Source organism: Streptomyces sp. NPDC090088, from assembly GCF_044747345.1.
GTDB lineage: Bacteria > Actinomycetota > Actinomycetes > Streptomycetales > Streptomycetaceae > Streptomyces.
On sequence record NZ_JBIVDZ010000007.1, the window covers coordinates 45,638 to 59,349 of the forward strand.

Annotated in this window: 13 protein-coding genes; 12 read left to right on the forward strand and 1 reads right to left on the reverse strand. The window is 72.3% G+C overall.

All coding sequences use genetic code 11. The features are described 5' to 3' along the window. Nucleotides 1-4 precede the first annotated feature (4 nt). From ACIPSJ_RS31225 to ACIPSJ_RS31280, 12 genes are all read left to right on the forward strand, one after another. Entirely contained in the window at nucleotides 5-997 is a 993-nt protein-coding gene (locus ACIPSJ_RS31225; protein ID WP_401351020.1) for a carbohydrate ABC transporter permease, read from the forward strand. Between the two features lie 7 nt (nucleotides 998-1,004). Further along, the gene (locus ACIPSJ_RS31230; RefSeq protein WP_359214114.1) at nucleotides 1,005-1,844 is read left to right on the forward strand and encodes a carbohydrate ABC transporter permease; all 840 of its coding nucleotides are present in this window, start codon (nucleotides 1,005-1,007) and stop codon (nucleotides 1,842-1,844) included. A 26-nt stretch (nucleotides 1,845-1,870) separates the two neighbouring features. Next, a complete protein-coding gene (locus tag ACIPSJ_RS31235) occupies nucleotides 1,871-3,229 on the forward strand; it encodes a GH1 family beta-glucosidase (protein WP_401351022.1) in 1,359 nt (452 codons plus the stop codon). 98 nt (nucleotides 3,230-3,327) lie between these two features. Continuing rightward, nucleotides 3,328-5,004 carry a DUF262 domain-containing protein gene (locus ACIPSJ_RS31240; protein ID WP_401351024.1) on the forward strand — a complete coding sequence of 559 codons (1,677 nt, stop codon included), beginning with the start codon at nucleotides 3,328-3,330 and terminating at the stop codon, nucleotides 5,002-5,004. Nucleotides 5,005-5,134: 130 nt separating this feature from the next. Further along, a complete protein-coding gene (locus tag ACIPSJ_RS31245) occupies nucleotides 5,135-6,004 on the forward strand; it encodes a helix-turn-helix domain-containing protein (protein ID WP_401351026.1) in 870 nt (289 codons plus the stop codon). Beyond that, nucleotides 6,001-6,186: a DUF397 domain-containing protein gene (locus ACIPSJ_RS31250; protein WP_401351028.1), complete on the forward strand. Its 186-nt coding sequence runs from the start codon at nucleotides 6,001-6,003 to the stop codon at nucleotides 6,184-6,186. The genes ACIPSJ_RS31245 and ACIPSJ_RS31250 overlap by 4 nt, the downstream gene beginning before the upstream one ends. 51 nt (nucleotides 6,187-6,237) lie before the next feature. Then, nucleotides 6,238-6,786 (forward strand): GNAT family N-acetyltransferase, encoded by a 549-nt coding sequence (locus tag ACIPSJ_RS31255; protein ID WP_401351030.1) that lies wholly within the window; start codon nucleotides 6,238-6,240, stop codon nucleotides 6,784-6,786. A 69-nt stretch (nucleotides 6,787-6,855) separates the two neighbouring features. Continuing rightward, complete coding sequence (locus ACIPSJ_RS31260) at nucleotides 6,856-8,364, forward strand: ABC transporter substrate-binding protein (protein ID WP_401351032.1); 1,509 nt, start codon at nucleotides 6,856-6,858, stop codon at nucleotides 8,362-8,364. A gap of 3 nt (nucleotides 8,365-8,367) precedes the next feature. Further along, nucleotides 8,368-10,071, forward strand: a complete 1,704-nt coding sequence (locus ACIPSJ_RS31265; RefSeq protein ID WP_401351034.1) for an ABC transporter permease subunit — start codon at nucleotides 8,368-8,370, stop codon at nucleotides 10,069-10,071. Further along, the gene (locus tag ACIPSJ_RS31270; protein ID WP_401351036.1) at nucleotides 10,068-11,354 is read left to right on the forward strand and encodes an MDR family MFS transporter; all 1,287 of its coding nucleotides are present in this window, start codon (nucleotides 10,068-10,070) and stop codon (nucleotides 11,352-11,354) included. Before ACIPSJ_RS31265 ends, ACIPSJ_RS31270 begins: the two co-directional genes overlap by 4 nt. A gap of 51 nt (nucleotides 11,355-11,405) precedes the next feature. Then, entirely contained in the window at nucleotides 11,406-12,008 is a 603-nt protein-coding gene (locus ACIPSJ_RS31275) for a hypothetical protein (protein ID WP_359214047.1), read from the forward strand. Between the two features lie 42 nt (nucleotides 12,009-12,050). Further along, complete coding sequence (locus ACIPSJ_RS31280) at nucleotides 12,051-12,776, forward strand: YcnI family protein (RefSeq protein WP_359214044.1); 726 nt, start codon at nucleotides 12,051-12,053, stop codon at nucleotides 12,774-12,776. 77 nt (nucleotides 12,777-12,853) lie between these two features. On the opposite strand, the gene ACIPSJ_RS31285 is transcribed toward ACIPSJ_RS31280, so the two are convergent. Then, nucleotides 12,854-13,681 carry a CDP-alcohol phosphatidyltransferase family protein gene (locus ACIPSJ_RS31285; RefSeq protein WP_401351037.1) on the reverse strand — a complete coding sequence of 276 codons (828 nt, stop codon included), beginning with the start codon at nucleotides 13,679-13,681 and terminating at the stop codon, nucleotides 12,854-12,856. Nucleotides 13,682-13,712: the final 31 nt, after the last annotated feature.

The following is a 13,712-nucleotide window of genomic DNA, read 5'->3' on the forward strand; positions in this document are numbered from 1 at the left end:
CGACATGACGACCACCACCACCGCTGTGCGAGAACCGGCGCGGGTGAACTCCCCCGGGGCGGCGGGCGGCTCGGGCCGCCGCCCCGGGCGGATCCGCCGCATCGGACTGCCCTACCTGCTGCTCCTGCCCGCCCTGCTCCTCGAACTCCTCGTCCATCTCGTCCCGATGGTCATCGGCGTCGTGATGAGCTTCAAGGAGCTCACCCAGTTCTACATCCGAGACTGGACCACCGCCCCGTGGGCCGGATTCGACAACTACAAGCTGTCGGTCGAGTTCAACGCCCCGATCGGCAAAGCCCTGTTGCACTCGTTCTCCGTCACCGTCGGCTTCACCCTCCTCTCCGTCGGCCTGTGCTGGCTGATCGGCACCGCCGCCGCGGTGTTCATGCAGGACACCTTCAAGGGCCGGGGCCTGCTGCGGGCCCTGTTCCTGGTGCCGTACGCGCTGCCGGTCTACGCGGCCGTCATCACCTGGGTGTTCATGTTCCAGCACGACAACGGCCTGGTGAACCACGTCCTGCACGACCAGCTGCACCTCACCGACAAGCCGTCCTTCTGGCTGATCGGCGACAACAGCTTCTGGGCGCTGCTCATCGTGTCGGTGTGGAAGGGCTGGCCGTTCGCCTTCCTGATCGTGATGGCCGGACTCCAGAACATCCCGCGCGAGCTGTACGAGGCGGCCGCCCTGGACGGCGCGGGCCTGTGGCAGCAGCTCCGCCGGATCACCCTGCCGTCGCTGCGCCCGGTCAACCAGGTGCTGATCCTGGTGCTGTTCCTGTGGACGTTCAACGACTTCAACACGCCGTACGTGCTGTTCGGCAAGTCCGCCCCGGAGGCCGCCGACCTCATCTCGGTCCACATCTACCAGGCCTCCTTCGTCACCTGGAACTTCGGCACCGGCTCGGCCATGTCCGTGCTCCTGCTGCTCTTCCTGCTGGTGGTGACCGGCGTGTACCTGGTGTTCACCTCGCGCGGACGGAGGACCTCGGATGTCTAGCTCGCCCATGGCCCCGCCGCGCTCCTTCCTCTGGTCCCGGCGGATCTTCCTCACGCTGCTCACCGGGTTCGTGCTGATCCCCGTGTACGTGATGATCTCCAGCTCGCTGAAGCCCCTCGCGGACGTCACCGGCAAGTTCCGCTGGCTGCCGAGCGGGCTCACCGTCCGCCCCTACATCGACATCTGGTCGACGGTCCCGCTGGCCAAGTACTTCGTGAACTCGCTGATCGTGTCGATCGCGGCGACCGTCTGCTCGGTCGTGGTCGCGGTGTTCGCCGCCTACGCGGTCAGCCGGTACGAGTTCCGCGGCAAGCGCGTCTTCACGGTCACCGTGCTGTCCACCCAGATGTTCCCGGGCATCCTCTTCCTGCTCCCGCTGTTCCTCCTGTACGTCAACATCGGCAACGCCACCGGCATCGCCCTGTTCGGCTCGCGGGGCGGCCTGATCCTCACCTACCTGACGTTCTCGCTGCCGTTCTCGATCTGGATGCTGATCGGGTACTTCGACTCGGTCCCGCGCGACCTGGACGAGGCGGCCCTGGTGGACGGCTGCGGACCGCTCGGCGCGCTCTTCCGGATCGTGGTCCCGGCCGCGATCCCCGGCATCGTCGCGGTCGCCGTCTACGCCTTCATGACCGCCTGGGGCGAGGTCCTCTTCGCCTCCGTCATGACCAACGACACCACCCGCACCCTCGCCGTCGGTCTCCAGGGCTACTCCACGCTCAACGACGTGTACTGGAACCAGATCATGGCCGCCTCGCTCGTGGTGAGCGTCCCCGTCGTGGCCGGCTTCCTGCTGCTCCAGCGCTACCTCGTCGCCGGGCTGACCGCCGGCGCCGTCAAGTGAACCCACCTGGTTCCGAAAGGACTTACGTGACCATCGACCTCGCCGCCCTCCCGCACGACTTCCTGTGGGGCACGGCAACCGCGGCGTACCAGATCGAGGGGGCCGTCGCCGAGGACGGCCGCGCACCCTCCATCTGGGACACCTTCTCGCACACCCCGGGGAAGATCGCGGGCGACGACAACGGCGACGTCGCCTGCGACCACTACCACCGCTGGCGCGAGGACATCGGTCTGATGCGGCAACTCGGCACCAACGCCTACCGGTTGTCGGTGGCCTGGCCGCGGGTGCTGCCCGGTGGCGACGGACCGGTCAACGCCAAGGGCCTGGACTTCTACGACGGGTTGATCGACGCCCTGCTGGCGGCCGGCATCACCCCCTCCGTCACCCTCTACCACTGGGACCTGCCGCAGGCGCTCCAGGACCGGGGCGGCTGGCCCGAGCGGGCGACCGCCGAGCACTTCGCCGCGTACGCCTCCGTCGTCGCCGAACGCCTCGGCGACCGCGTCCACCACTGGACCACCCTCAACGAGCCCTCCTGCTCGGCCTGGATCGGCCACCTGGAGGGCACGATGGCCCCCGGCCGGACCGACCTGACGGCCGCCGTCCGCGCCTCGTACCACCTGCTGCTCGGCCACGGTCTGGCCGCCCGGGCGATCCGCGCGGCCGCGCCCGGCGCCCAGGTCGGCATCGTCAACAACCTCTCCACCGTGTTCGCCGCCTCCGACCGGCCCGAGGACGCGGCCGCCGTCCGCCGCCACGACGGACACGTCAACCGCTGGTGGCTGGACCCGGTGCACGGCCGAGGCTTCCCGGCCGACATGGTCGAGACCTACGGCGTCGAACTCCCCGAGCGCCCCGGCGACCTGGAGACCATCGCCACCCCCCTGGACTGGCTGGGCCTGAACTACTACTTCCCGGCGTACATCGAGGACGACCCGAACGGCCCGGCGCCCTACGCCCGTTCGGTCCACCGCCCGGACGTCCCGCGCACCGGCATGGACTGGGAGATCGACGCGAGCGGCATCGAGGCGCTGCTGCTGCGCCTCACGGACGAGTACGGGGCCCGCAAGCTCTACGTCACGGAGAACGGCTCCGCCTATCCGGACGTGGTCCGCCCCGACGGCACGGTCGACGACCCCGAGCGCCAGGAGTACCTGGCCGCCCACCTCGCCGCCTGCGCCTCGGCCGCCCGCAAGGGTGCCCCGCTGGCCGGCTACTTCGCCTGGTCGCTGCTGGACAACTTCGAGTGGGCGTACGGCTACGACAAGCGCTTCGGCCTGGTCCACGTCGACTACGACACCCAGGTCCGCACGATCAAGGGCAGTGGCCACCGCTACGCGGGCATCATCCGCGCCCACCGGGGACAGGCCCGCAGGGCGGCCTGACGCCCACCGGGCCGGGCGTACGTCCGGCCCGGTGCGAGCGCCCGGGCACTTCGGGAAGGTCGGCAACGATTGTCGGCGGGGCCCGCCATGATGAGCGCATGCAAAAGCTCGAAGCGCATGAGATGCCCCTGCACAAGGTCTTCAGCAGCGACTACGACTTCCGCATACCGGACTACCAGCGCCCGTACGCCTGGCAGGAGGAGCAGGCCGTCCAACTGCTGACGGACTTGGCGGAGGCGCTGGAGCGGGGGACCGACGAGCCGTACTTCCTGGGTTCGCTGGTCCTGGTCAAAACGAGCGGAGAACCGAGGTCCGACGTCATCGACGGTCAGCAGCGTCTCACCACGCTGACCATCCTGCTCTCGGTCCTCCGGGACCTGACGACCACTCCCGAGTTGTGCGACGCCCTGCACAAGCTGGTCAACCAGCCCGGCGACCCGATCCTCGGGCTCATGCCCAAGCCAAGACTCAGACCCCGCCCACGTGACGCCGAGTTCTTCCGTAAACACGTCCAGACCGGCGGAGCCACCGAGACGCTCCTCGGTATCGACAGGAACACGCTGCCGACGGACGCGCAGAAAGCGGTGCGGGACAACGCGCTCGCCCTGTACCGGGAACTGGCCCGCTGGTCGGAGGAACGCCGTCTCGGTCTGGTCCGCATGCTCGGCGAACGGACCTTCCTGGTCGTGGTCGCCACCCCCGACCTGGAGAGTGCGCACCGGATCTTCAGCGTGATGAATTCCAGGGGGCTGGACCTGTCGCCCACCGACATCTTCAAGTCGCAGATCATCGGGGCCCTGGAAGACGCGCAGGAGTCGGAGGACTGCGCACGCAGGTGGGAGGACGCCGAAGAGACCCTGGGCCGGGACGACTTCGCGGATCTCTTCCTTCACCTGCGCATGATCTACGAGAAGAAGCGCGCGGAACGGGAACTGCTCAAGGAGTTTCCCACGCAGGTTCTCAACCAGTACCTGCCCGGCAAGGCCGAGGTCTTCGTCAACGACGTGGTCGTACCGTACGCCGAGGCATACGCCCAGATCCGCGACGCGCGGTACGAGGCGTCATTCGGCTCGGAGAAGGTCAACGCCTGGTTCAAGCGCCTTCAGCAGACCGACAACAACGACTGGCGGCCCGCCGCACTGTGGGCCCTGCGCAACCACGAACACGACCCGGTCTGGCTCGACCGCTTCCTCAAGGCCCTGGAACGCCTGTCCGCGAGCATGTTCATCCGGCGCGTCTACACCACGCCACGCGTGACACGGTATGCCGAGCTCCTCCGCCAACTCGACCAGGGCCAGGGCCTGGACTCTCCCGCGTTCGAGTTGACCGAGACCGAGAAGTCGGAGACGCGCTCCCGACTCGAAGGCGAGCTGTACCTCGTCGCCAAGACCCGCAAGTTCGTCCTGCTCCGTGTGGACGAACTGCTCTCCGAGGCCCATGGCGTGAAGTACGACCTGCCGCTCATCACCGTCGAGCACGTACTCCCGCAGAATCCGAGCGCCGACTCCCGGTGGGTGGATCTGTTCGACCGGGCACAGCGAGAGCACTGGACCCACCGGCTCGGCAACCTGGTCCTGCTCAACCGGGCGAAGAACTCCGCCGCCCAGAACTACGACTTCGCCGCCAAGAAGGCCAGGTACTTCACGGGCCGCGGCGGCTCCGTTCCGTTCGCCCTGACCAGCCAGGTACTTCAGCACGACGACTGGACGCCGGAAGCACTCGCGGCGCAGCAGCGGAGACTCGTCGACCTGCTGACCACGGAATGGGCTCTGTGACCGCAGTACGCGGCGCGTACGCTGCGTCAGCGTACGAGGGCAATCCGTAGACGGTACGTGGATCTTTCCGTCACTCTGGGTGAGTTGATCGCGGGGAGCGGAGCGCGCACGTACCTGGAGGTGGCCGCGTATGGCGAACGGCGTGGACGAGAGTGACGGCGACGATCCGACGGGCTGCGAGGTGGAGCGGGAGCCCGACCCCTCCGACAGCCTGCGGACCTTCGGGGCCGTCGTCCAGGCGCTGCGGGAGCATGCCGGGTACGGCAGGGCCGACTTCGGCGAACTGGTGCGGTTCTCCAAACACACGGTCGCGTCGGTGGAGTTGGGGAGGCGGATGCCGGACCGGGCGTTCGTGGAGCGGGCCGAGGAGGCGCTGGGCAACACCGGGGCGTTACGGAAGGCGGCCCAGTTTCTGACGCGCGGGGAGAGGGGGCTGGCGGTCTGGTTCCGGCAGTGGGCCCGGCTGGAGCGGATCGCGGTGATCCTGTGCACGTACGAGTGCAGGCTGGTGCCGGGGCTGTTGCAGTCGGACCGGTACGCGCGGGCCGTGTTCGACGGCACCATCCCGGTGGTCACGGACGAGGGCCTGGAGAACCTGCTCGACGTACGGATGAAGCGCCAGCGCATCCTGTACGAGCGGCCGACGGTGCCGTTCAGCTTCATCGTCGAGGAGCACGTGTTCCGGCGGCGGTTCGGGGACGCGGAGCAGATGCGCGAGATGTACGACCATGTGCTGGAGCGGGCCGCCCTGCGCAACGTGACGCTTCAGATCGTGCCGTTGGAGGCGGGGCTGCACGCGTGTCTGGACGGGCCGGTTCAGCTCCTGGAGACACCGGAGGGACGGCGGTTCGCGTACTCCGAAGGGCAGCAGAACGGGCGGCTGATCAGTGACGTGAAAGGGGTGAGCCTGCTCCAGCAGCGCTATGACACACTGCGCTCGCAGGCCCTCAACCCCAAAGAATCGCAGGGCTTGTTGGAGCGACTGCGAGGAGAACTATGAGCACGACGGAACTCGCCTGGTTCAAGTCGAGCTACAGCGGAAGCCAGGGAGACAGCTGCATCGAGGTCGCTGTCACCGAACAGGCCGTCCGCATACGGGACTCCAAGGACGTGTCCCGCCCGGACTTCGCCGTGGGCCGGGACGGTTGGACGGAGTTCGTGACGTTCGTGGCCGAGGCCTGATCCTCGGGGCGCCCCGGTGGGCCGTCACGCGCTAATGCATATGATGTGCAAGTGCGTGACTACAGCATCAGGGTGGCGACCCCCGACGACCTCGACGGCGCGCGGGCCGTCATGCTCGACACCGTCTACCGGGACTTCGGTACGGGGTACGTGCCGCGCTGGCACGGGGACATGGTCGACCCCGGCGCGGCCTATCTCGCCTCCCGCCGGCACACCCTGCTGGTCGCTGTCGACGCGGGTGGGCAGGTGATCGGGACCGGGGCGCTCGACTCGCGAGGGCCCGCCCATCCGCCCAACCCCCGGGAGCTGGCCGAGCGGTACCCCTCGGGGGAGACCGCCCAGGTGCGGCGGCTGTATGTGCGGCCGGAGTTCCGTCGGCGGGGGATCGCCCGGCGACTGGTGGCCGCGCTGGTCGACTTCGCCGTCGCGGACGGCGGGTACCGGGCCGTGTACCTGCACACCGACCCCGCCGTGCCCGGCGCCGAGGCGTTCTGGCGGTCGCTCGGGAAGGTCGTGCTGGACGAGCGCGGGGAGCCGGGCGGGGAGCAGGGGATCGTGCACTTCGAGCTTCCGCTGGGGCGGGCGGCCACCCGGGCTTGATGAAAATGATTGTCATGTAGTGTGGTGATCGCTCTTCGCCCGCGCCCGCCCCGCACCGAACCGAGGAACATGTCTCTCCCGCGCCCCACGCGCCGTCCCCGGCTGCTCGCCGCCCTCCTGCTCACCCCGCTGCTCACCGGCTGCTTCGCCGAGTCCGGCGGCGCCGGCCCGGCCGCCGAGGGCGAGGGCGGCTCCCGGCTCCGCGTCGCGCTCGCCTTCCCGCCCGCCGAGCGGCTCTCGCCGTACGGCGCCGACGCCACGATCCTCAGCAGGCTCGGCGTGACCGAGGGGCTCACCGCACTGGACGCCAACGGCGGCGCCGCGCCCGCGCTCGCCGAGTCCTGGCGGAAGGACGGCGACCGCGCCTGGGTGTTCACCCTGCGCGAGGCCGAGTTCCAGGACGGCACCGACGTCACCCCGGCCGCCGTCGTCCGCGCCCTGCGCCGGGCCGCCCGGGCCGAGCCCGCCCCGGCCGCCCTGACCGGCGTCAGCCTGACGGCCGAGGCCGAGGGCGACCACGCGGTGCGCGTCACGACCGGCGCCGCCGACCCCGTGCTCCCGCTGCGGCTGGCCAGCCCCGGCCTCGCCGTCCTGTCCGCCGAGGCGTACGACGCGAAGGGCGGCGTCGACCCGGTCGGGACCGCCACCGGCCCCTTCGCGCTCACCGAGGTCACCGGCTCCACCGCCGCCACCCTCGACCGGAACGACGACTACTGGGGCGGACTCGCCCGGGCCACCGGAATCGACGTCCGCTTCGTCGCCGACGGCACCGCCCGCGCCAACGCCCTGCGCACCGGTGACGTCGACATCGCCGAGGCGGTGCCGGTCGCCCAGGCCGCGACCCTGGACCAGGACACCCGGCACGAGACCGCCACCACCCGCACCACCAGCCTCCTCCTCAACTCCCGGTCGGGGCCCTTCAGGAACGCCGGAACCCGCGCCGCCGCCCGTGCCGCCGTCGACACCTCCGCACTCGCCCAGGGTGTCTACGAGGGCCACGCCGACGCCGGAGCGGGCATCTACGGGCCCGCTGTGACCTGGGCCGAGGGCGGGCGCGTACCGGTGACGGGCCGTGCGAAGGCGGTACGGCCCGCCGGTACCTCCGTCACCCTCGCCACCTACGACAACCGGCCCGAACTCCCGGAAGCCGCCCAGGTGCTGAAGCAGCAGCTGGAGAAGGCCGGGTTCACCGTCCGGCTCGTCGTGCGCGACTACTCACGGCTGGAGGGCGACGCCCTCGCCGGGAAGTTCGACGCCGTCGTCCTCGCCCGCAACACCCTCGTCGACACCGGCGACCCGGTCGCCGTCCTCGCGAGCGACCACACCTGCGACGGCGGCTACAACCTCGCCCAGCTCTGCGACGCGGACGTCGACCGGGCCGTCGCCCGGGCCGAGGCCGCCACCGACACGGGCAAGCGGCAGGCCGCCGCCCTCGCCGCCGAGGCCGAGATCCTCGGCACCGACGCCGTCGTCCCGCTGGTCCACCAGCGGGTGATCACCGGTGTCCGCACCGGGGTGAAGGGCGTCCGCCTCGACCCCTACGAGCGGGTCCTCGTCGGCACCGGGACCCGGCGCTGACCGATGCGGACCCTGTTGTGGCGGGCCGCGCTCGCCGCCGCGCCGGTCTGCGGAATCGGCCTGCTGCCCTGGCTCGCCCACACCGACCCGGCCCGCACCGTCCTCAAGGCGCGCGCCCAGGACCGCGATCCCACACCCGAGGTGCTCGCCGCCATCCGTACCCAACTCGGCCTGGACAAGGGCCCCTTCGACCTCCTCGCCGAGTGGGCCGGCGGGCTGGCGCGCGGGGACGCCGGACGGTCGTGGATCTCCGGCGGGGAGGTGACCCCGGCCGTCCTCTCGGCACTCGGCGCCTCCCTCCTCCTGATGACGGCCGCCCTCGCAGTGGCCGTCTGCACCGCCGGCGCGGTGTGCGCCCGGACCCTGTGGACCGGCGGCGGCCGGCGCTCGGCCGGCACCGGTTCCGCCGTCCTCGCCGCGCTGCCCGAGTTCCTCACCGCCTCCGTCCTCGCCTCCGTCGTCGGCGTCCAGCTGGGCTGGCTGCCCGCCCTCGGCTGGTACGGCCCCCGCTGGACCGTCCTGCCCGCACTCGCCCTCGGCCTGCCGGCCGGCGCCGTCCTCGGGCGGCTCCTCGACGACCTGCTGCCCGGCGCCTTCGCCGAGCCATGGGCCCGGGCCGCGGCGGCCCGGGGCGTGTCCGCCCGGCGCATCGCCCGCCAGGCCGTACGCCGCTGCGTCCCCGAACTCCTGCCCAACGCCGGGCTGTTCGTGGTCGGGCTGACCGGCGGCGCCGTCGCCGTGGAGCAGATCTTCGACATCCCCGGCCTCGGCCGCACCACCCTCCAGGCCGCCCTCGCTCAGGACCTGCCCGTCCTCCAGGCGGGCACCCTCGCCCTCCTCCTGCTCGCCACGGCCGCCGCGTTCGCCTGCCGGCTCCTGGTCCGCCTGCTCATCGGCCCCGCCCTGCGCGACGGAGCGCTGCCCGCCCCGCACCGTGCGCCCCCGGCCGGCCGCCGCACCACCCCGGCCGCCCTCGCCTCCGTCCTGCTCGCCCTCGTCGCCGCCGGCCTGCCCCGCGACCCGCTCGCCCTCGACACCACCGAACGACTCCGACCCCCCTCCCCGGGGCATCCGTTCGGCACCGACGCGCTCGGCCGCGACCTGCTCGCCCGGGTCGCGCACGGCGCCCTCGACACCCTGCTGCTCGCCCTCGCGATCAGCGCCGCCGCCCTTCTCGCCGGGGTGCTCCTCGGACTGCTGCCCCGGCTGTCCGGACCGCTCGTCGACACCGTCAACGCGGTACCGCCCGTCCTGGCGGCCCTGTTGGTCACGGCCGTCGCGGGCGGCGGACCGCTCGCCCCCGCGGTCGCCGTCACCGCCGTGGCCTGGGCGCCGCTCGCCGCCCACACCTCCGCGCTGCTACGGCAGGAACGCGCCACCCTCCACCTCACCGCCACCGTGGCCCTCGGCGCCGGCCGCCGCCAGCTGCTCCGCCACGAACTGCTGCCCGCCGTGCTCCCGCCCGTCGTCCGGCACGCCCTGCTCCGGCTGCCCGGCGTCGCCCTCGCCCTCGCCTCGCTCGGCTTCCTCGGCCTCGGCGCCCAGCCGCCGTCCCCGGAATGGGGCCTCCTCCTCGCCGAGAACCAGCCGTACGCCGAACGCGCCCCCTGGGCGGTCCTCGCCCCCGCCGCCGCACTCGCCCTGCTCGGGGCGCTGGCCGTGACGGCGGCGGCCGAACGGCCGGTCAGGCGACGGAAGGTGACATGACTCCCCTCGTCACTCCCGTCCTCTCTCCCTTCCTCACTCCGCTTCTCCGGCTGCTGATCCTCACCCAACTCGCCTTCAACATCGGCTTCTTCGCCGTACTGCCCTTCCTCGCCGAGCATCTCGGGCGGACGATCGGCATGGCGGGCTGGCTGGTCGGACTGGTCCTCGGGCTGCGGACCTTCAGCCAGCAGGGGCTGTTCGTGGTGGGCGGGGCACTGGCCGACCGGTACGGGGTGCGGCCCGTCGTCCTCACCGGGTGCGCGCTGCGGATCGCCGGGTTCGCCTGGCTCGGGTACGCCGACCGGACCTGGACGGTGATCGGGGCGGTGCTGCTGATCGGGTTCGCGGCGGCGCTGTTCTCCCCGGCGGTGGAGTCCGAGGTGGCCCGGCAGGCGGTGCTCCGGGAGGCGGCGGGCGACGGACCGCGCACCCGGGTCCTCGCGCTGTTCACCGTCGCCGGACAGGCGGGCGCCTTCGTCGGGCCCCTGCTCGGGGCCGCGCTGCTGGCCGTCGACTTCCGCGCGGTGTGCCTCGCCGGGGCCGGTGTCTTCGTCCTCGTCCTCGCCGGACACGCCGTGCTCCTGCCGCAGCACATCCCGGGCCGACGGCGGGTCCGGGTCCGCGGCGGCCCGCGGAACCTGGCGCACAACCGGACCTTCCTCGCCCTGTGCTGCGGCTACGGCGCCTGCCTGCTCGCCTACAACCAGCTCTACCTCGCCCTCCCGGCGGAGGTGGAGCGGGCGACCGGCTCGCAGGCCCCGCTCGCCTGGCTGTTCGCGCTGTCCTCGCTGCTCGTCGTCACCGCACAGCTGCCCGTCACCCGCTGGGCGGGGAAGCGGCTCGCACCGCGCCGCTCCCTGGCCGCCGGACTGCTGCTGACCGCCGCCGGGTTCGCGGCCGTCGCGGCGGCCCGGCCCGCCGCCCGGACCGGCACCGCCGCACTGCTGCCCGCCGCCGTCCTCGTCGTCCTGCTCACCCTCGGCCAGATGCTCGTCGCCCCGGTCGTCCACGCCCGCGTCCCCGACCTCGCCGAGGACGGCCGGCTCGGCCTCTACACCGGCGCCCTCTCCTCGGTCTCCGGCCTGATCGTCCTCCTCGGCAGCGCGGCCACCGGCACCCTGCTCGACGCGGACCTGCCCCCGGCCGTCCCCTGGCTGGCCCTGGCCGCGGTGCCGGTGGCCGCGCTCGCGGTCCTGCCACGAATGGCGCCCGGGTCCGCGCCCGGGTCCCCGTCCGCACAGCCGTCTGCTACCGCCGCACGGGAAATCCCCAGCCGTGAGTGAACGGGGCGTCCATACCTCGCGTACCACCCGACCGTGGGAGGATCGCTCACCATGAGTGCGTCACCGGCGGTACGGAGCCTGCGTGCCGCGGTGTTCGCCGCGGTGTGCGTACTCCTGGCCGCCGCCGGTCACGGCCTCGCCATGGGCGACCTGCCGCCGCTCTGGGCCGACGCGGCCGGGTTCCTGGCCGTGTTCGCCGCGGGGCGGGCCCTCGCGGGACGGGAGCGCGGACTCCCGGAGATCGGCGCGGGCATGCTCCTGACCCAGGCCGGACTGCACTTCGGCTTCGACGCGGCCCGCCCGGCCGCCCCCGCGCGTCCCATGCGCATGGCCGGCATGCACGGTCACACCATGGCCGGCATGGCGCACCACCCGCACCTGCTCACCGCGCACGCCACCGCCGCCCACGTCGTCGCCGCGCTCGTCGCCTCCTGGTGGCTGCGGTGCGGCGAGGCCGCGCTCTGGTCGCTGCTGCGCCGCGCGGCCGCGCTCGTGCCGGGCCTGGCGGCCTGGTGGCACGACGCCCCGCTGCCCGCCCCGGCCGACCACCGTCTCCCCGCCCTCGCCCACCCGGTCCGGCCCCGCCTGCTGGCGCTCCGGCACGCCGTGAGCCGACGCGGCCCCCCGATCCCGTACACGGCCCAACAGCGGTAACAGCCTCTTACACACTTCAGCCGTACGGAGATCCGTTCACCCATGTCCACAACCCGCCTTGCCCTGCGCCGCGCCGCCACCGTCACCGCGCTCACCGCCACGTCGGTCCTCGTCGCCGCCGGAGTCGCCGCCGCGCATGTCACCGTCCACCCCGAGAGCTACGCCAAGGGAGCCACCGACGGCGTGCTGACCTTCCGCGTGCCCAACGAGGAGGACACCGCCTCCACCACCAAGGTCCAGGTCTACCTGCCCACCGACCACCCGGTCCTGGGCGTGCTCGTCAGCCCGCGCGACGGCTGGACCGCCAAGGTCACCACCAGCAAGCTCAAGACGCCCGTGAAGACCGACGACGGCACCATCACCGACGCCGTCTCCGAGATCACCTGGACCGGCGGCAAGATCGGCGCCGGCCAGTTCGAGGACTTCGACGTCGCCTTCGGCCAACTGCCCGAGGACACCGACGAACTCGCCTTCAAGACCCTGCAGACCTACTCCGACGGCAAGGTCGTCCGCTGGATCGAGGAGGCCCAGAGCGGGGACGAGGAGCCGGAGAACCCGGCGCCGACGCTCAAGCTGACGGCGGCGGGGGACACGGCCGCCGCGTCCACGGCACCGACGGCCAAGAGCAGCGCCAAGTCGGCCACCGCGTCCGCCGACTCCAGCGACTCCACCGCCCGGGGCCTCGGCATCGCGGGCCTGATCGTCGGCGCGATCGGCCTGGCGGCGGCCGCGTTCACCTTCGTACGGACGCGGGGCGCACGGTCGTAGGCAAACGCCCGTAGGCAAACGACGAGGGGCCCGGACCATCCCCCGGTCCGGGCCCCTCGTCGTGGTCGGTTCAGCGTTCACCGCACCGCGGCCAGCTCCCGCAGCCCGAGCTCGACCTCGATCTCCTCCGCCAGCGGGAGCTGCGCCTCGGCACCGGCCCGCACCGGGGCCTCCGCCTCCGCCGGCGCGGCCACCCGCCCGTTGCGCCACAGCCACACCACGTCCCGCCCGAAGGACCACAGCAGCGAGCCCAGCGCCAGCAGCACCACGCCCAGGTTGGCCGCGTAGGGCAGCAGGTCCGCGCCCGCCACCAGCAGGCAGACGCCCTGCATCGCGGCGACCGTCTTGCGGGCCATGGAGTGCGGCAGCGGGGCGTTCAGCCAGGGCGCGACCCTGGCCGCCGCCACGAACGCGTAGCGCATGCCGCCGATCAGGAGCACCCACGGCCCGAGCTGCGTCGAGACGTACACGCTGAGCACCAGGATCAGGAACGCGTCGACCTCCATGTCGAAGCGGGCGCCCAGCGCGGTCGACGTCCCGGTCCTGCGGGCCACCTTGCCGTCGACGCCGTCGAGGATGAGGGCGACCGCGGTGAGGCCCACCAGCAGCGTGACCGGCGGCGAGCTCTCGAAGGAGTCGGCGACCAGCGCGGTCACCCCGCCGACCAGGATCGCGCGGCCCAGGGTCACCCGGTTGGCGGGCCCGAAGGAGCGCGGCCGGGTCCGGTGCAGGGCCCGGGAGAGCACCGCCCAGGTGGCTATCGCGAACGCGAGACCCGTCAACCAGCCGGCCGGCCCCATGCCGATCGCCGAGCCGAGCAACGCCAGCAACAGGATCTGTACTCCCGCTCCCACAGCGGTCTCCTGCTGGACCAGCCTGGCTTCGTAAGTGTTGTTCAGGGCCACCGCACGTCCTCCGGCCGAGTGACAGAGTCGA